The organism is Paenibacillus sp. EKM212P (genome assembly GCF_011066115.1).
Lineage (GTDB): Bacteria > Bacillota > Bacilli > Paenibacillales > Paenibacillaceae > Paenibacillus > Paenibacillus polymyxa_B.
Map to the genome: position 1 here is coordinate 169,366 of NZ_JAAMNR010000008.1, position 23,099 is coordinate 192,464.

General features: G+C 47.0%; 24 protein-coding genes and 1 pseudogene. 8 read left to right on the forward strand and 17 right to left on the reverse strand.

What is annotated here, in order from left to right; genetic code table 11:
• Nucleotides 1-3 precede the first annotated feature (3 nt).
• Complete coding sequence (locus tag G9G54_RS21090; RefSeq protein WP_165179487.1) at nt 4-1,296, reverse strand: ABC transporter substrate-binding protein; 1,293 nt, start codon at nt 1,294-1,296, stop codon at nt 4-6.
• A gap of 240 nt (nt 1,297-1,536) precedes the next feature.
• Nucleotides 1,537-1,761: a small acid-soluble spore protein Tlp gene (gene tlp / locus G9G54_RS21095; protein ID WP_013308822.1), complete on the reverse strand. Its 225-nt coding sequence runs from the start codon at nt 1,759-1,761 to the stop codon at nt 1,537-1,539.
• Between the two features lie 170 nt (nt 1,762-1,931).
• Between tlp and G9G54_RS21100 the strand changes: the two genes are divergently transcribed.
• Nucleotides 1,932-3,140 carry a chromate transporter gene (locus tag G9G54_RS21100; RefSeq protein ID WP_165179488.1) on the forward strand — a complete coding sequence of 403 codons (1,209 nt, stop codon included), beginning with the start codon at nt 1,932-1,934 and terminating at the stop codon, nt 3,138-3,140.
• A gap of 163 nt (nt 3,141-3,303) precedes the next feature.
• Here the strand turns inward: G9G54_RS21100 and G9G54_RS21105 are convergent, their stop codons facing one another.
• Complete coding sequence (locus G9G54_RS21105; protein WP_165179489.1) at nt 3,304-3,930, reverse strand: alpha/beta hydrolase; 627 nt, start codon at nt 3,928-3,930, stop codon at nt 3,304-3,306.
• Nucleotides 3,931-4,148: 218 nt separating this feature from the next.
• On the opposite strand from G9G54_RS21105, the gene G9G54_RS21110 reads away from it, so the two are divergent.
• Nucleotides 4,149-4,460, forward strand: coding sequence for an autorepressor SdpR family transcription factor (locus tag G9G54_RS21110; RefSeq protein ID WP_165179490.1), 312 nt, complete (start codon nt 4,149-4,151; stop codon nt 4,458-4,460).
• Entirely contained in the window at nt 4,457-5,110 is a 654-nt protein-coding gene (locus G9G54_RS21115) for an SdpI family protein (RefSeq protein WP_069012871.1), read from the forward strand. Before G9G54_RS21110 ends, G9G54_RS21115 begins: the two co-directional genes overlap by 4 nt.
• Before the next feature lie 90 nt (nt 5,111-5,200).
• Here G9G54_RS21115 and G9G54_RS21120 read toward each other — a convergent pair whose 3' ends face one another.
• Both G9G54_RS21120 and G9G54_RS21125 read right to left on the reverse strand, forming a co-directional pair.
• Nucleotides 5,201-6,025, reverse strand: a complete 825-nt coding sequence (locus G9G54_RS21120) for an aldo/keto reductase (protein ID WP_165179491.1) — start codon at nt 6,023-6,025, stop codon at nt 5,201-5,203.
• 44 nt (nt 6,026-6,069) lie between these two features.
• Nucleotides 6,070-6,363: a putative quinol monooxygenase gene (locus tag G9G54_RS21125; protein ID WP_069012869.1), complete on the reverse strand. Its 294-nt coding sequence runs from the start codon at nt 6,361-6,363 to the stop codon at nt 6,070-6,072.
• Between the two features lie 181 nt (nt 6,364-6,544).
• Between G9G54_RS21125 and G9G54_RS21130 the strand changes: the two genes are divergently transcribed.
• The 5 genes from G9G54_RS21130 (at nt 6,545) to G9G54_RS21150 (ending at nt 12,075) form a co-directional block, all read left to right on the forward strand.
• Nucleotides 6,545-8,197, forward strand: coding sequence for an ATP-binding protein (locus tag G9G54_RS21130; RefSeq protein WP_446723028.1), 1,653 nt, complete (start codon nt 6,545-6,547; stop codon nt 8,195-8,197).
• A complete protein-coding gene (locus G9G54_RS21135) occupies nt 8,190-8,918 on the forward strand; it encodes a response regulator (protein ID WP_023987065.1) in 729 nt (242 codons plus the stop codon). The genes G9G54_RS21130 and G9G54_RS21135 overlap by 8 nt, the downstream gene beginning before the upstream one ends.
• Nucleotides 8,919-9,119: 201 nt before the next feature.
• Entirely contained in the window at nt 9,120-10,100 is a 981-nt protein-coding gene (locus tag G9G54_RS21140; protein ID WP_165179493.1) for an ABC transporter substrate-binding protein, read from the forward strand.
• Nucleotides 10,097-11,101 (forward strand): FecCD family ABC transporter permease, encoded by a 1,005-nt coding sequence (locus G9G54_RS21145; protein WP_069012865.1) that lies wholly within the window; start codon nt 10,097-10,099, stop codon nt 11,099-11,101. The genes G9G54_RS21140 and G9G54_RS21145 overlap by 4 nt, the downstream gene beginning before the upstream one ends.
• Nucleotides 11,098-12,075, forward strand: coding sequence for a FecCD family ABC transporter permease (locus G9G54_RS21150; protein ID WP_165179494.1), 978 nt, complete (start codon nt 11,098-11,100; stop codon nt 12,073-12,075). The genes G9G54_RS21145 and G9G54_RS21150 overlap by 4 nt, the downstream gene beginning before the upstream one ends.
• Nucleotides 12,076-12,115: 40 nt before the next feature.
• Here the strand turns inward: G9G54_RS21150 and G9G54_RS21155 are convergent, their stop codons facing one another.
• The 12 genes and pseudogenes from G9G54_RS21155 to G9G54_RS21210 all read right to left on the reverse strand — a co-directional run bounded on the left by G9G54_RS21155 (nt 12,116) and on the right by G9G54_RS21210 (nt 23,023).
• The gene (locus tag G9G54_RS21155; RefSeq protein ID WP_165179495.1) at nt 12,116-13,369 is read right to left on the reverse strand and encodes a serine hydrolase; all 1,254 of its coding nucleotides are present in this window, start codon (nt 13,367-13,369) and stop codon (nt 12,116-12,118) included.
• 183 nt (nt 13,370-13,552) lie between these two features.
• Entirely contained in the window at nt 13,553-13,978 is a 426-nt protein-coding gene (locus G9G54_RS21160) for an OsmC family protein (RefSeq protein ID WP_023987060.1), read from the reverse strand.
• Nucleotides 13,979-14,032: 54 nt separating this feature from the next.
• Nucleotides 14,033-14,782, reverse strand: a complete 750-nt coding sequence (locus G9G54_RS21165) for an amino acid ABC transporter ATP-binding protein (protein ID WP_013308809.1) — start codon at nt 14,780-14,782, stop codon at nt 14,033-14,035.
• A 14-nt stretch (nt 14,783-14,796) separates the two neighbouring features.
• The gene (locus G9G54_RS21170) at nt 14,797-15,444 is read right to left on the reverse strand and encodes an amino acid ABC transporter permease (protein WP_069291124.1); all 648 of its coding nucleotides are present in this window, start codon (nt 15,442-15,444) and stop codon (nt 14,797-14,799) included.
• An 85-nt stretch (nt 15,445-15,529) separates the two neighbouring features.
• Nucleotides 15,530-16,387, reverse strand: a complete 858-nt coding sequence (locus tag G9G54_RS21175; protein ID WP_165179496.1) for a transporter substrate-binding domain-containing protein — start codon at nt 16,385-16,387, stop codon at nt 15,530-15,532.
• Nucleotides 16,388-16,486: 99 nt separating this feature from the next.
• Entirely contained in the window at nt 16,487-17,164 is a 678-nt protein-coding gene (locus tag G9G54_RS21180; RefSeq protein WP_069291123.1) for a TetR/AcrR family transcriptional regulator, read from the reverse strand.
• A 325-nt stretch (nt 17,165-17,489) separates the two neighbouring features.
• Nucleotides 17,490-18,488 carry an NADP-dependent oxidoreductase gene (locus tag G9G54_RS21185; RefSeq protein WP_165179497.1) on the reverse strand — a complete coding sequence of 333 codons (999 nt, stop codon included), beginning with the start codon at nt 18,486-18,488 and terminating at the stop codon, nt 17,490-17,492.
• Nucleotides 18,489-18,598: 110 nt separating this feature from the next.
• The gene (locus G9G54_RS21190) at nt 18,599-19,681 is read right to left on the reverse strand and encodes an alkene reductase (RefSeq protein ID WP_165179498.1); all 1,083 of its coding nucleotides are present in this window, start codon (nt 19,679-19,681) and stop codon (nt 18,599-18,601) included.
• A gap of 49 nt (nt 19,682-19,730) precedes the next feature.
• A pseudogene (locus G9G54_RS21195) lies at nt 19,731-20,517 on the reverse strand (SDR family NAD(P)-dependent oxidoreductase).
• Nucleotides 20,514-21,215 carry an SDR family oxidoreductase gene (locus tag G9G54_RS21200; RefSeq protein ID WP_025723270.1) on the reverse strand — a complete coding sequence of 234 codons (702 nt, stop codon included), beginning with the start codon at nt 21,213-21,215 and terminating at the stop codon, nt 20,514-20,516. Before G9G54_RS21200 ends, G9G54_RS21195 begins: the two are co-directional and overlap by 4 nt.
• 361 nt (nt 21,216-21,576) lie before the next feature.
• Nucleotides 21,577-22,155, reverse strand: a complete 579-nt coding sequence (locus G9G54_RS21205) for a TetR/AcrR family transcriptional regulator (RefSeq protein WP_165179499.1) — start codon at nt 22,153-22,155, stop codon at nt 21,577-21,579.
• Nucleotides 22,156-22,567: 412 nt separating this feature from the next.
• Complete coding sequence (locus tag G9G54_RS21210; RefSeq protein ID WP_069010461.1) at nt 22,568-23,023, reverse strand: DinB family protein; 456 nt, start codon at nt 23,021-23,023, stop codon at nt 22,568-22,570.
• Nucleotides 23,024-23,099 lie beyond the last annotated feature (76 nt).

Here is a 23,099-nt window from a genome sequence, read left to right on the forward strand (position 1 = left end):
GGTCTATCTCAGTTCATCTGCCAGCTCATGTAGCACCGTGGCTGGATCTTCGCCATTCTGTAGTGTCCGATAAAGTATTTTATTGCGCACAGCACTGGCAATATCAGGTGTTTTCGGTCCGATATGCACCGCATTGATTTCATCTTTGACTTCGATGAGCGTATCAAAAATATTCGTTCCGAAATACTCCGTAAATTTATTCTTGGCTTTGGCTTCCGGCATGGTCCACACTTCACTGCGGATGGGATCAAAACCAAGCTGCTTCCAGATCTCCACATTCCCTTGCTTGGATAGCTTGGCAAAGGCTAGAAAGCGCATCGCCAGATCCTGGTGCTCTGATTGGTTCGTGACTACTGTTCCGGTTCCGCCCATACCCGCTGAGCGAAAACCGCCTTTTTCCCACGCTGGCATGGGTCTGATGATAATTTTACCTTTTAGGTCAGGCATGTAATCCGTAAAACGTCCCATATACCACATCGGCATCCATACCGAAGCGGCCCCACCTTTGTTCATAAATCCGTAGTATTCCTCCATGTGATGCCCGCCGCCCGGTGCGGGAACAGCGATTTTGTCTTTTATCATCTGTTGAAGAAACTCGAGTGTTTTAATATTGGTTTCGTTATCCAACGTCAACTCGCCCTTGTCATCCAGAAAATCTGAATTTTGCTGGGAGATCATCGGCCAATAGCTCCACAGGTCATTCGTTTCTAAGGTCGCCATCGGCTTGCCTGTTTTCGCCAGCACTTGCTTGCCTGCAGCAGCATAGTCTGCCCAGGTGACGATGGAATCCGGGTTTACCCCCGCCTGATCCATAATCTCTTTATTGTAATACATCACTTCGGCCCCAACGTGGAAGTCAATGCCGTAATACTTACCGTCTTTGCCGTAAATCTGTACTCTGGAAGGCACAATGTTATTGATCTCGGGGTCAATCACCGGATTGAGCGGGACCAGCTGCGGTATCCCTTTGAGGAAATTACCGATCTTGTTCACCTCGATATCCGCGATATCCGGCGCTCCCACCCCCGATTGCAGCGCAATCGACAGCTTGCTGTGGTGGTTGTCATAGGGGAATGTATTCGCTTTCAAATTAATCAGTTCATCAGGGTGCTGTTGGTTCCATTGGTCAGCCATTTGCAGAAAAAACTTCTCATGCAGTTCATTGAACGTCCATAATACAAGTTCTGTTCCCGGCCCATCCTTTTCATCGGTCTTGAAAGAACAGCCTTGCAGCAGTCCAGCCATCAAAACCACCGCCATAAGCATCAAAGCCATGCTTTTTCTTCGCAGCAGCATATCCTTCCCCCTTCGCATGATGAAATCCTAATTCATAAATGATTGCGCTTTCTTTTATTATTTAACATCAATACAAATTAGTTTACAACAACATTATTTATAAAATATTTATTTTCAATGCAGATTAGCGTCCCCCTTGCATTATAGGGGGAAAATGAATTGTATGAGGCTATGATGATTTTTGCATAAAAAAACGACCCAATTCCAATTAAAACTCGGAATTGGGTCGCGCTTTTTAAATTATTCTTGCGAATGTGCTGCTTCGTCCTTCACTTCTTCCCGAAATGATCTAATACTTTCTTTACGACGATTATTTTTTTCTTCGATCTGCTTACGCTCCTCGTTGCTGATTTCAGAGGAAAATTCGTTTAGATATCCTTCAGCTTCATGCAGGTTCTGCTGTGTGTTCTGAATACTTTGTTGCAAATGTTCAACATTGTCGGCTCGATTATCTGGTTTTGCCATTCGTTTATCTCCTCCTGGGTTATGGAATCGCTCACTGAGCGCTAAACCGTAGCTTGATCGCTATCGAATGATTTTATGCATTCTTGTAGCAATTAATAAATTAGAGTAACTTAGATTACATTATTCAGTTATATTGAAGTTGGAAAAAAGAAAAGGGAGCAACCTGTTATATGGAAACGAGTAAGCTAGACCCGCTAGAAGATATTCCAAAGGGACGATTAGCGACTCTTCTTGAAGTGCTGGGGGTGTCTACAAAGTTAGGTCTAACCTCCTTTGGAGGGCCGGTTGCACATCTAGGGTACTTTCATAATGAGTACATACGCCGTCGAAAGTGGATGGATGAACAAAGTTACGCCGATCTTGTAGCGCTCTGCCAGTTCCTCCCCGGTCCGGCCAGCAGTCAGGTTGGCATTGGAATTGGAGTTGTAAGAGCAGGATTACTTGGCGGATTGTTAGCCTGGATTGGTTTTACACTGCCGTCGCTCCTTCTGTTGGTTGCGTTTGCTTTCCTGCTTCAAGGATACGATATAGCGAGTGCGGGGTGGATTCATGGACTGAAGATCGTAGCAGTAGCGATTGTGGCCCATGCTATTCTGGGGATGGGACAGAAGCTGACGCCTGATCGGGATAGGGCGACAATTGCCGTGATTTCCGCCGTGATTACGTTGTCCTGGCATACAGCTTACAGTCAAATTCTAATCATTGTTGCTGCTGGTGTTATCGGGTTATGGCTTTTTCGAAAGCAAGAGGCGGAGATTACGTCCAATCTTCAAATTGCGATTAGCCGAACTTTTGCGGTCTGCTCCTTGATTGTATTTGTTGCAATGCTTGTGGCACTTCCGCTTCTTAGATCCTCAGAGGAAGTGGGATGGTTAACGCTGTTCGATAGCTTTTTTCGTTCAGGCTCTTTGGTATTTGGTGGGGGACACGTGGTATTGCCGCTTTTGGAGAGGGAAGTTGTTCCAACTGGATGGGTTAGCCGAGAGAATTTCTTGGCTGGTTACGGAGCTACGCAAGCCGTTCCAGGGCCGTTATTCACCTTTGCAGGTTACCTTGGAGCTATCGCCGGGGGAGTACCAGGAGCAGTGGTTGCCACTCTCGCCATTTTCTTACCGGCATTTCTTCTTGTTGTCGGTGCACTCCCGTTTTGGAATGGATTAAGAAACAACCCGAAAATCCAAGGAGCTTTAGTAGGGATTAATGCAGCCGTGGTTGGTATTTTGATGGCTGCGCTGTATGATCCACTTTGGACTACCGCCATCTTGAAACCGATGGATTTTACCCTGGCGATCATTTTGTTTATGATGCTGGTCTTTTGGAAGCTTCCGCCTTGGGTGGTTGTTCTTGCGGGCGCAGCGGGAGGAATGTTACTGGGGTAAGTGTAAGCCCAATAGGAGGCATGGCGGGCAAAAGTATCCGGGTCAATAGATCCGACCTTCTATGTGCGAGTGAAAAAGCCGACTGCTTGAAAGCAATCGGCTCTCTGTAGAGAAACCTTAGCCAGGTCACTCGCCCTATTCCCCACATTTTTATATTTAGTGCTTATACCTGCTCTCCAATCGGGTTAAAATGCTCCCCAAACCAACGTCCTGCGGCTTCGGCCTCAGTACGGGTCAATTGATGACCATTGCGTTCCCAATACGCATTCACCTGCGCACCAGCACCTTCCAGTAAAGCTTGCAGCTCACGGGATTCCGTGACCGGAACGATCGGGTCATTTTCACCGGAAGACAGAAATACAGGGATACCGTTTAAATCAGGCAAATTCAGCCCACGCAGCGGCACCATCGCATGATGTAAAATAGCTCCACGCAGCGCTTTTGCATCGTGAAAGAGCATGCTGGCGGCTATGTTTGCTCCATTGGAATAGCCAAGAGCCACAACGTTGTTACGGTCAAAATCGTATTGCTCCGCAGCTGAATCCACGAATTCGCTCAGCTCCTTGGTACGGAATACAAGATCCTCAATGTCGAACACTCCTTCTGCCAAACGGCGAAAGAAACGCGGCATCCCATTTTCCAGCACATTTCCTCTCACGCCTAACACAGAAGCTCCCGGTGCTACCATCTCAGCCAATGGAATCAGATCCTGTTCGTTCCCGCCGGTACCATGTAGCAGCAAAATAACCGGGGCTTGCGGATGATTTCCTTTACGAAATACGTGTTTCATATATATTCCCTCCTTCATTTTTGTTCTAAATTAAGATTCTTATTTTTGTGTAATTTGATTATAGCCAACTTCTCTACCTTTTACAAACACAATCAGCCTGATTTAAATCTTTTTTTCTAAAATGATGTATTGTTCCGTTGACATGTATTATAGCTTTAATTTAATATGATATTAGATATTTAGAATATTATCTAAATATCTAAAGGAGGAAATGAATTTTGAATGATGCCTTCAAAGCTTTGGCTGATCCGACCCGGCGTAAAATATTACAGCTTTTGAAAGAGAAAAGCTTGAGCGCGGGCGACGTCGCCGAGCATTTTCAAATCAGCAAGCCCAGCATATCCCACCACCTGAGTGTTTTGAAGCAATCTGGACTGGTGCTAGATGAACGACAGGGACAAAACATTATTTACACCCTGCATACAACGGTTGTGGCGGATGTCATCGGTTGGATGTTCAGTATCGCCCACTCCGATACCCCTGCGAAAAAAAATAGGAATCATATTAAGGATGGGGAGGAATCTGAATGAAATTTCGAACACCTTGGAGCTTGACGGATGTTTTGACAACTTTGATTGCCTTATCACCCGCCATAGGCGCTATACTGCTGTACGACCGACTTCCCAATGTTCTAGCCTCGCATATTAACTTTAACAATACAGCAGACGGGTATACGAGCAAAAGTGGTTCTATTATCATGCTCGTGTTGTTGGGCCTAGTCCCGCTGGTCATTCGATTGGCTCGCCACATGGACCCCAACAGAGCTAATTATGAGAAATTTTCAAAAGCCTATGAAGTTACGCGTGCAGGTGTTTCTGTAGTTCTCGCTGTAGCTGGATGGGGAATGCTGCTGTATAACCTGAATATACGACTGCAAATGAATGCTATAATTTTAGGGTTAATAGGCCTGATGCTGATGGCGATGGGGAATTATATGACTCAGGTACAGCCGAACTATACGTTCGGTATCCGCACGCCGTGGACTCTGTCTAATCCCGAGGTATGGCGTAAAACGCACCGTTTCGGTGGGCCTATGATGATGCTTGGCGGTGCTTCAGCGTTGGTGGCGGCATGGGTCGGTGGAATGGCGGGAGTAGTCATTTTCCTTACCGTGCTGATCATATCCGTTATCTCTCCTGTACTCTATTCTTACTTGTTGTATCGTAAGCTAAACAAGTAATTAAACAAAGCTACACCTGAACCTAAAAAGGAACCTCCCAAACCGCGATAAACGCAGAATGGGAGGTTCTTTTTACAAGTGAATATTTATTTAAAACAACAGTTTATCGGGATGGGTGCCTACACGCTCATCCAGATGAAGACCATTGATTCGGTCAATATCCTCAGTCGTCAGTTCAAAATCGAACAAATCGGCATTTTCGCGGATACGATGCGCGGTTACCGATTTGGGAATCGTCACAATCCCCCGATCCAGATGCCAACGCAAAATAACCTGCGAAGAGGTTTTACCGTATTTGGCAGCAATCTCAACGATGTCCGCTTGCTCGGTTAATTTCCCCTTCATCAGTGGACTCCACGATTCAAGCTGAATCTGGTGCTCCCGGCAGTATTGATGCAGTTCTTGTTGAGTCAGACGAGGGTGAAGCTCCACTTGGTTGATGACAGGAACCATATTGCTGTCTTTGAGGAGGTCTTCGAGATGGTGAACTTGGAAGTTACTAACTCCGATAGCGTGTACGCTTCCTTCTTCATACAGTCGTTCGAATGCCTTCCAGGTTTCCTTGTACTTATCCTTGCCAGGCCAATGAATGAGATACAGATCAATGATATCCAGACCCAGCCGCTTACGGCTTTCCTCAAAGGCACGCAGTGTTGAATCGTAGCCCTGATCCTGATTCCATAGCTTGGTAGTTACAAACAGATTTTCTCTAGACGTCCCACTATCACGAATGGCTTGTCCAACCAGTTCCTCGTTACCGTAGATCGCCGCTGTATCAATGTGACGGTAACCGACCTCAATAGCTGTTTTGACCGCTTCGTAGACCTCATTGCCTTCCGCCTTGTAAGTACCGAAACCGAGCCAAGGCATCTGAACTCCGTTATTCAGTACAGTTGTATCCGCAATGTTCCCCATGTCTATTCCTCCTGTTCCTGATTATGAATGATCCAACGGGATGATTACAGTTTAGTTGCATCCTGAAAAGCATTCACTTGAAGCGGAGCAGCCAACAATTCTTTAGCCGCGGCAACAAATGCCTGGAAATGGGCAGAATTATTATGGAAATCTACAGCAGCAGCATCTTTCCACTCTTCAACCATCGTAAATGCGTTGGAATCATTCAGATCCTGCATTAACGTGTAGCGTACATTGCCTTCTTCAGCTTGGGATGCGCTGACCAGCCCTTGGGTTTGTTGCAAAAAAGCCTCTCTTTTTTCAGGTAAAACTTTCATATCGGCATGAATAATAATCATATTATGTTCCTCCTCGTATTATGTAACTATTTCTATTATAGACCATTCTTTCGAAAGAATAAAAGTGCGGGCGTTTCTGTAATACAGTAAAATAGATCGTATGGGGGAGAGATCAACTGATCCGTTCCTCCTATATTTTGTTTAACGGCGGTGAAGGCATGTGCGTTTTCAGACAAAACTAATGGTATTTATATCCCTTTTAGTACTGGTAGTTACCGGGCTGTTGGGATTATCCTTTCGATATATGATCACCTCCGCTCTATATGATGAAATCGGAGAAAGGGCGCTCACCGTCGCCAATACCCTCGCCGTAGATGCGCAGGTCAGAGACGCTCTGGAGCAGACTGAGACGACGCAATTGCGTTCGCGTATCAACGAGGTCATAAAGCCTGTCCAAGCCAGCAGCGGCGCTGATTTTATTACTATTGCTGATCGTCATCTCATCCGGCAGTGGCATGTAAACCCGGAGCGCATCGGCACGCCTATGATAGACCCCATGAATGATAAGGTACTGCAAGGGCAGTCCTTTATCACTGAATCGACGGGCTCTCTCGGACCGTCAATACGCGCCAAAACAGCCGTTTATGATACGCAAGGTAAGGCCATCGGGCTCGTCTCTGTAGGTTTTTTAATGACAGATGTGCAGCAAAATATTCGTACATACACATATGCATGGCTCTGGTTTATGGTGGGCGCGCTGATGATCGGCATATTGGGAAGCCTGGTTATAGCGCAACGGGTACGCCGCGCACTGCATGGACTGGAGCCAGTGGAGATCGGACGGTTGTACCAGGAAAAGCAAGCCATTATTGAGTCCATCGGCGAAGGGATTATCGCGGTTAATAGTAAAGGACAAATCACACTTGCCAATCCACAGGCAGCTCGCTTGATCGGACTCCCGCCGGAAACCTCTATCTACGGATGCGACCTTCGTCACTTGACTGGTGTCCCGGATGTACTGGTTGATATGCTTGTTGCCGATTACACAGTAGAGCATTCAACGATGGGGCCAGATCAGGGACAGTACATATGGAATGAGGAAATTGAGGTCCAACAGCGAATTGTAGTCGTCAGCCGTGTGCCGATCCAGGATCGTTCCGGTCGCATCATGGGCACGGTTGCCAGTCTGCGTGACAAGACCGAACTGCTCCACATGACACAACAGTTGACAGAGGTCAAAGATTACGCGGAAGTACTGCGATCACAAACACACGAATACGCCAATCGGCTGTATCTCATATCCGGTCTGATTCAGTTGGAGTGTTATGACGAAGCGGTGGACTTTATCACCCAGGAATCAGAGGAATATCGTGTACACAGGCCGATTGCCACAGCTCTCCTGCCCGATTCAATCATCGCCAGCCTACTGATCGGTAAGAAGAAACAGGCGCTGGAAAAAGGGGTTTTACTCCATTCTGATATTAAAGGAGCATTCTCAACCCAGTCCCCTACGTTGGAGTGGTCCTTTCTCGCTTCCATAGCCGGAAACCTGCTGGACAATGCCATGGAAGCTGTTGCGATGTCCTCCATCTTTGACGGACAGGTCTGGTTCCGGCTTGAAGAAACGACTGAAGCCATCATCGTCGAAGTTGCGGATAACGGATCGGGAATTTCGGACGATATCCAAGAAAAGTTGTTTGTCAGAGGAGCTTCGACCAAAGCAGAAGCAGGACATGGATATGGCCTTGCTCTCGTGCTGGAGTACACTGAACGAATGGGCGGCTCTATAGAAGTGCACAAACGTCCTGGTGGAGGAAGTATTTTTGAGGTTTACATTCCTTTACATAGAACAGATACGAGTAATAATGCAAAAGGAGGTTATGCCCATGAATGAGCGGGTTTTATCGGACATTGAGGTTCTTATTATTGAAGACGATCCGCGAATTGCGGAGATTAACCGCCGATTTATTGAAAAGGTGGACGGGTTCACCGTATGTGCAATCGCGACGAACGAATTTGAGGCAAAACTTCAACTGGACGTGCTCCGTCCTCCTCTAGTCGTGCTGGATGTTTATTTTCCTGATACGGATGGTCTAACCCTGCTATCGTTCATCAAGCAACACTATCCGGGGACAGATGTTATTATGCTGACTGCCGCCAAAGAAGCTGAAACAGTGGTACAAGCCGTTCGAGCAGGCGTGTTTGATTTTATCGTAAAGCCGCTTATATTCGAGAGATTGCGTGCGACCTTGGAGGAATATGCCCGGTTTCGGCGACAAATCACAACATGGCAAGAGGAACAATCCACAGTCGAGCAATCTGAAATTGACAGTTTACTTCAAAGCGCGGGCACCGGTCGGATGGCGGGGAACGGAGTCGGAGAACTATGGGCCAAAGGCATCGATAAAGTAACTTGCGACAAAGTGCTAGATCTCCTGAATCGACGGGGTGAGGTGACTACAGGTACAGTGGGAATCGAGCTGGGTATGAGCCGTTCTACAGCCAGAAGGTATCTGGAGTATTTAGTGGAAAGTGGCGACGCGCACCACGATCAGGTGTACGGAACCGTCGGCAGACCGGAGCGTATCTATCGCCGACAGCGGAGGGATGCATAAATCGTCCAACTCTGCTGTCCTGGTACTTCCCCCTCCTCCTATTCATAATTTTATTGAATTTAATTCACTTAATCGATCAAAACGGTTTAAATAACCACATTATTTACGTCCTCCTTCCCGATTGCTAGAATGATCAACAGTTAGTTGATTGATAATGATTATCAGTTTCTCTGATAATCATACTGGAACGGGGGATAACATATGGCAACACCGAAACAACCACTGCGCACAGGTATGCTGCTTGCAGCGATCCTGGCACTACTGACGGTCATTATGGCGGGATGTGGAAGCCAGTCACAAGATAACAGCGCAGTAGCACCTCAAGCAACAGGCGACACTCGAATGATTAAACATGAGATGGGAGAAACCAAAGTTACAGGTGCACCCAAAAGAATCGTAACCCTGGAATTCTCTTTTGTCGATGCCACAACCCAACTGGGCGTAACTCCTGTCGGTATAGCTCAGGAAAATGACGATGATATTGATGGGCTGCTCGGCAAGAAAATCGACTTCACACCAGTAGGCACACGCAAACAGCCAAACCTGGAAACGATCAGCTCCTTGAAGCCGGATTTGATTATTGCTGATCTGAATCGTCATAAAAGCATATACAAAGAACTTAGTGAGATTGCTCCGACCATTGTTCTAAAGAGCCGCAATTCCTCCTATGAACAAAACTTGGCATCCTTCGGTGTCATCGCCGATGCGTTGGGTGAGAAGGAAAAAGGCGAGCAAATTCTCGCTACGCATAAAGCTACAATGGAAAAGTTGAAAGAAGGCATCAAAGCTGGTGAGCCACGCAGCGTATTGCTAGGGGTATTCCGTTCTGATTCACTATCGGCTCACGGCGCTTCATCCTTTGATGGACAACTACTGGAGCAAGCGGGTATCCACAATGCCCTTCAAAATACAAGCGAGCCTACCGTCAAGCTGACGCTGGAGCAAATTTCACAAGCGGATCCTGATGTGATCTTTTTGGTGGAAGCCGATGAGAAGCTGATTGCGGAATGGAAGCAAAACCCGCTTTGGCAAAACATTACGGCCGTCAAAAAAGGGGAAGTTTACGAAGTAAACCGGGCACTGTGGACCCGGTACCGTGGGCTCGGCTCAGCCGAAAAAATACTGGAGCAAGCCATTTCGCTTCTGTATCCCGCGCAAAGTAAAGGAGACGGCTCCCGTTGATCGGACAAGCCTCACGCGACCGGCTGAATAAGCCGGTCTTCTTTGCACTTATCGCTGCGTTGCTGGCTGGACTGCTGCTCAGCGTGGCGATTGGCCCAGTCAGGATGGACATCCCCACCATGCTGACTGCGCTGTTCACTGAGCATCCGTCTAAGGATCAGCTCATTGTCTTGACGGTACGCCTACCGCGTGCCGTTATTGGCCTAATCGTCGGGGCCGGGCTTGCCGTGGCTGGAGCTCTGATGCAAGCCATCACACGCAACCCGCTGGCTTCGCCGCAGGTATTCGGGGTCAGCTCAGGCGCTTCGCTGGCTGTCGTGCTGTCCGTCGTGCTGCTGCCGAATATCGGATCGTCCGGCAGCATTTATTTTGCTTTTGCCGGGGCCATCGCAGGCGGTTCCTTCGTATATGCGCTGGCCGGAACGGCGGGCATGACGCCGGTCAAGCTGGCCCTTGCCGGGATGGCCGTGCATCTGCTGCTGGCCTCCATCACCCAGGGACTGCTCGTGTTCAACGAGCAAATATCCGATGTGCTATATTGGCTCGCCGGAGCCATCGACGGGTCCACTTGGGCCGACACGCGTCTGGTGCTACCATGGTTCGCCGTGGGTATGATTCTTGCGCTAGCGCTGGCCCCCTCGCTATCTGTGCTGAGCCTCGGGACGGAGGTCGCACAGGGATTGGGACAAAACGTACGTCTTGTCCGTCTACTGGCCTCGGCCTCAGTGATTATGCTGGCAGGCTCTGCCATAGCGGTAGCCGGTTCCATCGGCTTTGTGGGCTTGATGGTACCGAATATCATCAAGATGTTTACAGGCGACAATTACAAACGGGTCATTCCCCTGTCTGCAATCTGCGGAGCTCTGCTGCTGACCTATGCGGACGTGCTTGGACGATTTATTGCATTTCCTTATGAATCACCCGTTGGCATTGTAACCGCGCTGGTGGGTGCGCCCTTCTTTTTATATCTGGCGCATAAGAACGGGAGGGCTTCACGATGAAAAAACTGTGGATTTTACTCGCGCTCATGCTGGGTGTTGCTTTTATAGCTATAGGCGTGGGCAGCACCTACATTACGCCCTCTGAGCTGATCAAGGCTCTGACGGACCGGAGTGCCTCTTCCTGGTTCATCGTTCATCATTATCGGCTGCCACGCGGTCTGCTGGCCATCATGGCCGGAGCTGGGCTGGCAGTAGCCGGTGTTCTGCTGCAAGGCATGATCCGCAACCCGCTAGCCTCGCCAGATGTGGTAGGTGTATCCAAGGGGGCCGGCTTTGCGGCGGTTCTCGTCATCGTGCTGCTGCCCTCATCCCCAGTGGCACTGCTGCCTGTAGCCGCCTTTGTCGGGGCTGGGCTAGCTGCACTGTTGCTCGTACAGCTTTCGATGAAGGGAGGCATGCGTCCCAATATGCTAGCCTTGACCGGACTGGCGGTGGGCGCTATTTTTCAGGCTGCGACCGATTATATACTGGTCAAGTATCCACTCGAAGCCAGCGACACGCTCACTTGGCTAGCTGGAAGTCTGTGGGGCAAAGGCTGGGACGAAGTGTATGGGCTACTGCCGTGGTTAATCGTGTTGCTGCCTCTCGCCTATACCCTACAGCGCAAGCTGGACATTATGAGCCTAGATGAGGAAAGCTCTGCTGGGCTGGGACTTAGCGTGAAGCGTGTGCGTATAGGACTGCTAGCCGTGTCAGTCGCCTTGGCTGCCTCCTGTGTCGCTGCCATCGGCTCCATCGGATTTATTGGACTGCTGGCACCGCATCTGGCACGGCGGTTATTTGGCAATCGCCACCGCTATCTATTGCCCGGTTCGGCGATGATCGGCGCCCTGATTCTCGTCCTTGCTGACGCGCTGGGACGAGGTCTGAAGCCGCCGCTCGAAATTCCCGCTGGCATCGTGACAGCCGTCATTGGCGCGCCATATTTTTTGTATCTATTGCTTCGGGAACGCAAACAAAAAGACAGCGGATAGGATGAGGATAAGAAGTTGCGCAGCGCAGCTAAACGCAGTACTATACCCTAGCGTTTAGCAGCGCTACCTGTACACCGATACGCCGATTAACTTCTTTTCTAAACGATTCATCATGCAGTAGCCTCTTTTTAAAATCATTTATCATTTCGGGAAAGCTGGCATTTGTGCTTGGGTCCAAATCGTTAAAAAAGACAGCTAGCTCTGTCGTATGCCCTTCCTTATCTGTCGCATACATGGCCAGTGTCAAAGCATAGGCCGTGGAGCCACCTTTTTGCCCAGTATGTTTCAGGGATTGCTGGTTTTCAGGAAGAACCATAAATGGTTCCTCCAAGACCTCGGACAATAACTTTTGCTCAGCTTTTGTGAACCCTTGACGACAATTCAGCTTACTCATTAAAGAGGCATACTCGGCTGTCGTTGAAGCTACAAAGCGATCCGTATTGATACGATCATAATCCTGATCATACCAAGTCGTAATATCTGCGTTTCTCTTGTAAGAACCACTCACATCACGGCGCAGCTTGTTATGAATCACGCGGGCATATCGGCGAAATTCCGTATCAGACATCGCCTGAATGGCTTCTTTGGCAGAAATATTATTCTTTGTATTATTCCAATTCTCACCTTGTCTCTCCCTCATCCATTCGTAGGGAATCAAAATGGAGGATACAAACGGATAAATGGGATCATGATTTTTCAGCCCCATTTTGGCTCTCGTCCGATTGATCGCACCCACCCCCAGTTTGTCCATTAAATACTCCGCATTGGCGTTGGAACTGAATTGAATCATCCCCTTGGCGACGTCTCGTACAGATACAGTTTCATTCTGTATCCGCCCTTTAGCCTCCATATTCTGTAGCCACGCCGTATGAGCACCCCCATCCAAACCCGGCAAATAAAACCTTTCCAGCGAAATCAGCTTCACTCTCCCGTCCGGGTTAATCTTACCCACCATCGCTTGCTTGGCATATTCGATCGCAATGATTGTTTTGACGGTGCTCGCCAAAGGCATCATCCGGTTTTCCTCTTGGCCTGCCAGCTTTTTTCCATCTCTCAGAATCGTAATCGAAACTTTTTCTGCATTCGCCTCCACAAAATGAAGTAAACGGCGGGCAGCATCCTGTTCCTTCGTTTCTTCCTTAACGTCAGCTGCAATCGCAGTTGTGGGCCGGACGGTATTCGGGGGATTAGCCACTTGATTCTGCATGAAAGATAGTAAGCCTGCCGCTACACCCATAACGATGAGTACTGTAGCCAAACTAGTTGCTACCACAATAAGGCGCTTTCGTTTCACTATTACCTCCCCCCGTATGCACTTCACACACAGGTTTATTTTCCCAGTTTTATATTTCAATTTCTATTTTAAACGAAAACACAGTACAAAAAGTTTCATTACGTGTCATATTTTCAAATAACATAAAAAAGAGAGCCTCCTGTATATAACACAGGCTGACTCTCTTTCACTATCCTTCGACCCTTATGCTGGATAGGGTACTTCGGTTCCATTCAATATGAGGTGCATCCGAATTTCCGCTTTTAAGGAGTCGGATACCGCACAATATTTTTCCTTCCCCATCTGAATCGCTTTCCATACGCGGTAATCTGGAATATCTCCATCTACGTGGAATGTCAGATCAATCGCTGTAAAGCCTGTCGGCATTTCTTCCTTGCGCGTACCTTCTGCGTCAATATCGATGCGAGTAATGTCCGACAAGAAACGATCCAAAATCATCGTAATATCAATGCCCATACATCCCGCCAGACCCGCCAACAGCAGTTCCATGGGTGTCATCCCTTTACCATCACCGCCATAAGCCGCCGTAGCATCCATCCCAACGGAATAACCGGATGGACCCTCCGAAGTAAACGCGCGTTTGCCGTGCCAAGTTGTAGATACTTTCATGTTCAAAGGCCTTCTTTCCATCTTAATAATCTATGATTTATCCTCGATCTTACTTTAAAATTCACTGATTTGACGTAAAAATTTCTGTGTTCTCTCATGCTGGGGAGTGTCAAAAAACGCCTGTGGCGCTGCCTCCTCCAAAATGATACCATCTGCCATAAATACGACCTTGTCCGCCACCTCGCGAGCAAATTTCATCTCATGAGTAACGACGACCATCGTCATTCCGTCTTGAGCCAACTCTCGCATAACACCCAGCACTTCCCCTACTAGCTCGGGATCAAGCGCCGATGTCGGCTCGTCGAACAGCATAATCGCCGGGTCCATCGCCAGCGCACGCGCAATGGCTACTCGTTGCTGTTGTCCACCGGACAGACGTGAAGGATGTACATCCTGCTTGTCCGATAACCCCACCCGCTCCAACAACCGTTGTCCGATGGACATAGCCTTGTCGCGCGGCATTTTTTTTACTGTCAGCAGTCCTTCAATGACATTGCCGATTGCGGTTTTGTGCGGATACAGATTGAATTGCTGGAACACCATCCCTGTCTGTTTGCGAATCTCACGAATGGCGGCTTGGCGGACACGAACGGGAGCCGTAGCATCGACCTCAATCCCATTCACCTCAAACTTGCCGGAAGAAAGCTCTTCCAGACCGTTCAGGCAGCGCAGCAAGGTACTTTTACCTGAACCGCTCGGGCCGAGTAATACGACGATTTCACGAGCGGCAACCTGAAAATCAATGCTTTTCAGAACCTCTACCTGTCCGAATCGTTTACCTAATCCGTTAGTTGTTATCATCATCTATCATCTCCACCTTAATAAGCTCGAGCCAGACGCTTTTCCACCCGCTCCAGTATAGCGGAGAATCCAATGCTCATAATCCAGTACATCAGGCCAATTTCGAGCAGAAACGGCATGTAAAGCAAATACTGCGCCTGTAAAAGCTGTGCCTGCCGCATCAATTCACTGACCCCGATAAACGACACCAGCGACGTTTCTTTAAGCATACCTACAAATGTATTCCCCATCGGTGCAATTGCGATCCGTACCGCCTGAGGAAGAATAATACGCCACATCGTTTGACCGGGCGACATTCCCGTTGCATAAGCTGCCTCGGTCTGTCCCTGGGGTACGGCTAAAATAGCTCCACGGAACGTCTCCGATAAGTACGCCCCTGTATTAATGCTAAGTGCCAGACAAGCAGCTGTCAGCGATCCGAATGATATTCCATAATCATCCAGTCCATAATAAATGACCGCAATCTGCACCAAAACCGGCGTCCCCCGAATGATCGATACATACATGCGCGCCAGCCATCGAACAGGTCGATTCCCCTTCAACCGGGCCACAGCAACAATCAAACCAATGATTAGGCCAAAAAACATAGAGACAATCGTAATATATAGCGTATAATAAGCACCCTTTAATAAAAAAGGGACGTTCTCCCACATTAATTCAAGCATTGGTTATATTCCCTTCTTTCAGACGAGTGGCCCCATGTCAGCATAAAAGGCAAGACTGGAGCCAGACGCCTCTAACAGGCTTACGTTATTCTTTTGGCTCCTCGCCAAACCATTTTTTGAAAATTGTTTTGTAAGTGCCGTCTTCCTTCATTTCCTTCAAAGCCTTGTTCAAGGCTTCTTTGAGCTCAGGAGTTTTCTGGTTAATGGCTACACCCGCTTGATCCGATTTAATTGGCTCGCCTACGGCTTTAATTTGGAACCCGTTTTTATCGATAATAGGCTTGAGAGCATACAGATTATTGATTGTTGCGTCAATACGACCAGAGTTTAGATCCTTTAAGGAAGTAATGACATCATCATACGTTTTAATCTCAAAATCGCCTACCTTCGGCAGTACTTCATTCCGCAGATAAGATTCATCATTCGTTCCCAAGCCGACACCAATGGTTTTGCCTTTAAAGTCCTCTAGCTTGGTAATATCATTTGTTTTGCTGTTTACGATAATATTTACATTGTTTGTGATATAAGGATCTGTGAAGTCAATAGCCTTCTTACGATCCTCTGTAATCGTCACCTGACTAATCACTGCATCGAATTTTTTCTTTTGCAAACTTGGAACCAGTCCCGAGAATTCTTGTGCCGTGAACTCCGGTTTCACTCCAATCCGCTTCGCCAATTCTTTAGCGATATCCACATCAAATCCGTCCAATTCCTTGTTATCGTTCAAGAAATTGTACGGCGGATAGGTGCCCATCATGCCTACATTAATTACACCGGCCTTCTTGATTGCTTCGAGCTGGTTACTCGCTGCCACATTACTGCTACCCGCTCCATTGCTAGTATTAGAAGCTTCTGGCTTAGTACCGCAAGCGCTTAGCACAAGGCTGAACAATGCCACAGCCATAAGTGTAGTTACCAAGAACCCTTTTTTACGTGTTTTCATGTATCCTTCTCTCCTGTCTGGATGTAAATGATTGAGTTCATATATGTGATTTGGCTATATTATTTGTTGCCAACTACCCATTCATGCGATGTTGACCCTCTAGCTTTGACCTAATAGTCCATAAAACTCAAAATTAGCCGCCTCTGCTGCCAATCTTTTAGCAGTTATCTGCGTGATGTGGTCGTATGTTCCCTCTGAACCGAATAGCCAGCGTGTAATGACACCTTCGATCATACTCATGAGTAGTGCCGCCCTTAATTCGACATCCAATTCAGCAGGCAACATGTTCAGCTCGATCGCTCTTTCCATATTGCGCCGGAATGCCAGCTCCATCGCGGCCCTTGTCTCTCGGATACTCTGGCGCACCGGTTCATCGACACCACTGCCGATCAGCAGCAAACCCATCAGATAGCGGTTCTCCAATGCAAAATCAAATAACCGAACAAACAGCGCCTCCGATGCCTTAACCATATCAGCCAGCGTTCCCGCATCACGGCGATATCCCTGTCCAATCGCTGACAGTAGTTGTTCACGACCGGTAGCGATAATCTCCAGCGCCAGTGCCTCTTTACTTTTAAAATGCCAATAAAACGTGCCTTGGGCTACTCCCGCCTCTACCACGATATCTGAAATCTTCGTTTGATGGTAACCCTGCTCGGCGAACCGCTTCAATGCAATGTGAAGAAGCTGTGTTCTGCGGTCTGTTTCTTCCCCCGCGTGCTCGGAAGGTTGGTCATTTGGGACGGTCTCGGACTGCTTCGCCTTTCGTGGCTGCATGGGTTTCCTCCTCCCGATTGATTAGTCAGTCAGTTTTGTATTTTTAATCCTATAGGATAAGTATACTTTTGTCAAAGAAAAAAGTGTCAGAAGAAAATAAAGTTTTGCTGCTCCAAGCGGCTTTTGAATTTTAAAAACCGACAGATCCCATAAAATAAGTATTAGACTGGCGCCAACAAAAAAGACAGCGGCAGTCTTAGACTACTGCTGTTTTATTAAACTAACGTTCTCCTTTAGCGTAATCAGCCAAATGCTACGAAGCGTGAATGTGGTGTTATGCCAAGGCACCTTTCGAGCGTATTTCCAAAATTCATATATCCTCTCCTTAGAAGGTTACTATCACTTTTCCTTCGGAGTGGCCAGTAGAAACTTTATTTAAAGCCATGTTAATGTCATCAAAATTATAAACTGAATCTATAGCGGGCTTAATATCTTCATCCTCAACTAGTTTCGTCAGTTTTTGTAATTGCCTGCCATTAGCGGACACGAATAAGAAGCGATATTCTTTATTCTGTTTAACTGCTAATCGATCTAAACGAGCACCTACTAAACCAAACAATAGCTTTTTCCATATTGGAAAGTTATTTTCAGCAGCAAAGCGGTAATTGGGTAAAGCCTTCAATGATACCAATTTCCCTTGGGGTTTGAGAATAGCAAGTTCCGTTTTAATTTCTTTTGCCCCCAATGTATCGATAACATAATCGATATTAGATAGCAAATCAAAATAATTTTCCTCTTTATAGTTAATGAATTGATCAGCGCCGATGGACAGTGTTCGTGATCTCCCTCTTTCACTGCCGCTCGTAATCACATATAACCCCATCGATTTGGCAATCGGGATAGCCATCGTACCAAAGCCGCCGGTTCCTCCAGAAATAAATAGTTTTTTATCGGGTTGAACATGAAGTACATCATGCAAGGCTTGATATGCAGTCAAAGCCGTGAGGGGTACCGCGGCGGCCTCAATAAAAGAAAGATTTTTAGGCATAACGGAAATCGCATCCTCATGGACTGCCGCATACTCAGCAAAAGCTCCGATTTTATTTATTGGCAGCCTCGTATAAACGGGATCTCCAACCTTGAATTTCACAACATCTTTTCCAACAGCCTCAATAACGCCGGATAGTTCGTTTCCTAAAGTTAAAGGGAAGTCATAATCGGCAATCATGCGAATACTACCATTTAAAATAAGAATGTCTAAGGGATTTACACCTGCAGCTTTTACTTTGATAAGAACCTCATGTTTATTGATTTCCGGTATTTTTATATTGTTTATTCCTAATTGGATTTGTTTTGAATATTTTTGCATTTGCGCAGCTTTCAATTCTTCATCTTCCCTTTTCTCATTTATCTTAATTCCACATTCGTTTATTGGAAAAATTGATGGCGTACTTTAACTTGTACGCCATCATAAAGCAATATCCATGTTATTCTTTACTGATGTTGAGATTGAAGTTCTTTCATCGTAGGATAATCTGTGTAACCCTCGCTTCCGTTACCAGAGTACAATGTTTTACGATCTGCTTCATTCAAAGGAAAGCCTTCTTTAAGACGTTCAACTAAGTCCGGATTAGCTAATGACCATACCCCGACTGGCGCCATATCAGCAAGGCCATTATCAATATCTACACTAAGATCTTCTAGAGCCCGTCCAGCTCTATTGACTAATAATGGATTTGGCCAGATGTTGCGAATTTCACGGAGCAGTGTTTCATTCCCTAAATGCATAACATGGAGGTAAGCTGAATTATATTGAGCTAATTCTTTTACAAGGTGAAGATAAACTTCAAGACCGTGTTCGCCCTCATCAATTCCGTTAAGAGGTGTTCCCGGCGAAATACGGAAGCCTGTTCGTTCTGCTCCAATTTCTTCAACGATTGCTTTCGTTACTTCAATTGCAAAGCGAGCACGGTTCTCTATCGATCCACCGTATTTATCCGATCGTATATTAGAATTCTCCCCAATAAATTGATTAATCAGATAACCATTTGCTCCATGAATTTCAACGCCGTCGGCTCCTGCTTTAATAGCTGCCGCTGCTGCTTTCCGGAAGTCTGCAATTGTCGTCTGGATATTTTCTTCACTTAACTCTCTTGGAACGGCTATTTCCTGCATCCCTTTAGCCGTAAACATTTCTACACCGGGTGCGATCGCAGATGGTGCAACGGGTTGACGATGATGTGGTGTATTGTCGGGGTGCGAAACACGACCGACATGCATTAATTGGATAAATATAAATCCACCTTCTTCATGTACCGCATCCGTAACCTTTTTCCAACCTTCAATATGCTTTTCCGTATAGATGCCCGGTGACCTTAAGTAACCTTGACCATCATCAGAAGGTTGTGTGCCTTCAGTAATAATTAAACCCATCGATGCTCTTTGAGCATAATAATGGGAAGTTAGCTCTCCCGGCGTACCATCCTCTTGCGCTCTACTACGTGTCATTGGTGCCATCGCTAACCGATGAGGTAATTCCAGGTTGCCAATTTTCGTTTTGCTCCACAGTTTTTCCATTTTAAACCCCCCTCTTTGAATTGAGTTTATCAACTCCAATGTCTTTCGATTATCGCTCCATTTTAGCCTGTGCGGATCTGACCGCATTTGTCATGAGCTTGCGAGGCAGCAACCGCGGCAAGAACGCCATGAACTTGTTGCGCCCCCCTGTTATGATTAAAGTCTTGCCCCGCAAGAATTCGCGATATCCTATGTCAGCCACCTGCCCAACCTCCATGACGCCGCTTCTAAACAGCTTTGAGGTGGCTAGCCCAGCACGATCGACAAAGCCAGTCGCTGTCGCTCCCGGACAGAGTGCGGACACAGTCACGCCTGTGCCGCGCAGCTCATTCTCCAAAGCCTCAGTGAACGATAGTACGTACGCTTTTGTCGCATAGTAAACTGCCATCAGTGGTCCAGGAAAAAAAGCCACCAACGAAGCCACATTCAGCACACCCCCTTGCTGCCTTTTGACCATATCCGGTAAGAACACCTTAGTCATTACAGTCAGAGCCTTGATATTAATGTCGATCATATTCATCTCTTGCTCCAACTGTGTCTCCAAGAATTCCCCGTACAAGCCGAAGCCCGCATTATTAACAAGAAAGTCGACGGTGATCCCTTTTTCTTTAAGCTCCCTGTAGATTTCCTCTGCCACGCCAGGTAATGCAACATCTTTGGCGATGTATGTCGTTTGGACACGGTACTTCTTCCGATATTCCCCCCGCGAGATCCACGAGCTTGTCCTCGCTGCGTGCGACCAGCACCAAATCGTATCCGTCTTTGGCGAAACGATCCGCCAGCTCTTTTCCAATTCCGCCCGACGCTCCGGTAATTAGTACAGTTTTGCTCATCATTTAAGCTGTGGGTAAATAGCAGCTACACCGCCAGCGAGAGCACGCTGGAGTTGACGGCTCGGTTCATCAGCAAGAATTTCAAAGCTATCGGACTCTATTCCATCAATTGCAATTTTTGCAATATCAGCAGGGTTGGACTTCGGAGCTTCAACGCCTGACGTCATGTCTGTATCCATAAAGCCCACATGCAAGCCAGCTACTCTTACATTTTGAGGATACAGATTTAAGCGCAACTCGTTCGTCATTGCCCACGCAGCCGCCTTTGCAGCCGAATAAGCGCCTTCACTCCCGCCACTACTGAACCATGATAATGCGGAAAGGATATTCAGTATGGATCCCCCACCATTATTAATAAGAATAGGTGCGAAATTGCGAATCATGGATAATGTGCCAAAGAAGTGCGTATTAAATTCCAACTGTATTTGATCGAGATCACCGTCAAGCAAAGTAGCTCCTGTAGCCGAGCCTGCATTGTTGATCAGAAGCGTAACATCTTGAGCGGCCATAGCAGCTGCCGCTACCTCTTGAGGGTTCGTAATATCAAGCTTTACAGGAATTGCACCGGGAATGTCAATGGACTGCGGATTTCTTGCTCCGGCATACACCTTAGCCCCTCTGGATAGAAGTTCAAGGGCAAGATGGCGACCAAAACCTCGGTTCGCGCCAGTGACAAATGCAACTTGTTGAGAAATATTCATTTTCATGTGCTCCTTTTATTGTATTTTGTTTATGAAATTGTTTTCTTGAAGCTATTTGGTCTGCGTTTTGATACGTAGTAATTACGGTAAGCGAGTTTTACTCGATACTTGTTTTCTAACGAGAACGGTCACTCTCAAAATCGTTAAAAAAAATGCTGAGTGCCTTACTCTGTTGTTTTTATGTGTTGTGTTGTTTGTTGTTTTAACTGCGCTGATAAACTTCATTGTAAACTATGCTTTAGAGCTTCTTTCGGCGTTTTTAGAATGTTCATTCTAAATTAGGCGTAAGATAACTCGATCGCAAAGAGCATGGATTAGCAGAAGGGACACTTCACATCTGAACTGACTACCACAATTACCCTTATTCTTCCAGGAGCTTCATCGAAATATGAGTAATACGGTGAAGCTTTTCTCTGGAAGCCGTGGTTCTTGCCATTACCCTTAACCCAATCCATACATTATGCAGGTATTCCGCCAATTCCTCAGCATTGTATGTGGAGGTGAATTCACCGTCACGTTGTCCCCAAAGAATAATCTCCCTGAGCAATTGCTCTGCTGTCGTGAATGCTTTCGTGGACTTGTTGTCCACCTCGACGTCACGCGCCGCCAATTCTACGGCCGAATTCACCATTAAGCAGCCGGCTGGCGAGTCCTCATCCCCGTCGATCATGAAACCAAAAATAAACTGTAATGCCTCCGATGCGGTCTTGGATCCTTTAACCGCTCCTGCAAGCACGGCGCTGATTTTGTCGTCAAACCGATCCATCGCTTTCAGGAACAGATTATGCTTATCTCCAAAAGTATCATACAAGCTTCTTCGATGAATACCCATATGCTCAACCAACTCGGTCATGGACGTTTTCTCGTATCCCTGCTCCCAAAAGAGCCGCATCGCCTTATCCAAGACTTCTTTCTCTTCAAACTCCTTGCTTCTCGCCATTCCAATCTCCCTCCCTCAATTAATATAACATATTGAGAACGATCAGTAAAGAATCGTTATGCTCTTTTTGAATGACATAATATTTCCATCGAGTTGGTTATCCTACAATTCTACATATTGTAACTCCCCTGCCCGTTAGCTTAAACAAGTACCGGCAGTCTAATGTAGTGCTTATGAAAAGTAAATAAGCCCATAACCGTATTTGGAAGCAAATTAATTTTCCAATTTATAAGGGTATGGGCTCTCTTTGATCCTAAATAAGGCAGTGTAGGTTCTTATCACTTATAAAACACCATCGTCTGCTAATATACATTAGCATGTTGCTCTTATATGGTAAAAGCAATTTGTTGAGCTTTCGTACCCGTCGTTCAATGCCAATCCCATTCCGAGTAAAGGTGATTATTAGGCTCTGTTAGAGCCTCGCGAACGTGATGTAATCGACTTGGGCAGGCTCTGCCGATTCGATCCGAAGCGACCGGTTGATCTGTCCCCGGTGATATTGCCCATGTAAGAGGACCTGCGACAGGATGTCCCGGACGGACGTTCGGAACGGAACCCCACTCTGGTTCGCATAGTCGATCATCTCGTCCAACTCGGATTCCTCGAGCCCTTCGATATAGACGCGATATTGCTCGGCGTTTTCTTCGAATATCGTCCGGATCGCCGTCAGGTCTTCTGCTTCCTCCCACAACGAATATTGCGCGCTGCCCTTGCCCTGCAATCGGGACAGCCAGACTCGTTCCGCGACCGCGACGTGCCGAACCAGCTTCAGAAGGTCCTTGTTCTTCGTCTCACTCTCCTCGAGCGCGTCCAAGATGCGTCCGTCCGCCCAGTACAGGTGGTCCATCATGCACTTGATCGTCTTCATTTCGGTTTCCCCCTCTTCGTCTCATCGATTACTTGAACCTAGTATTAACCGTTAGTTTAATCATGTGAATGAACTA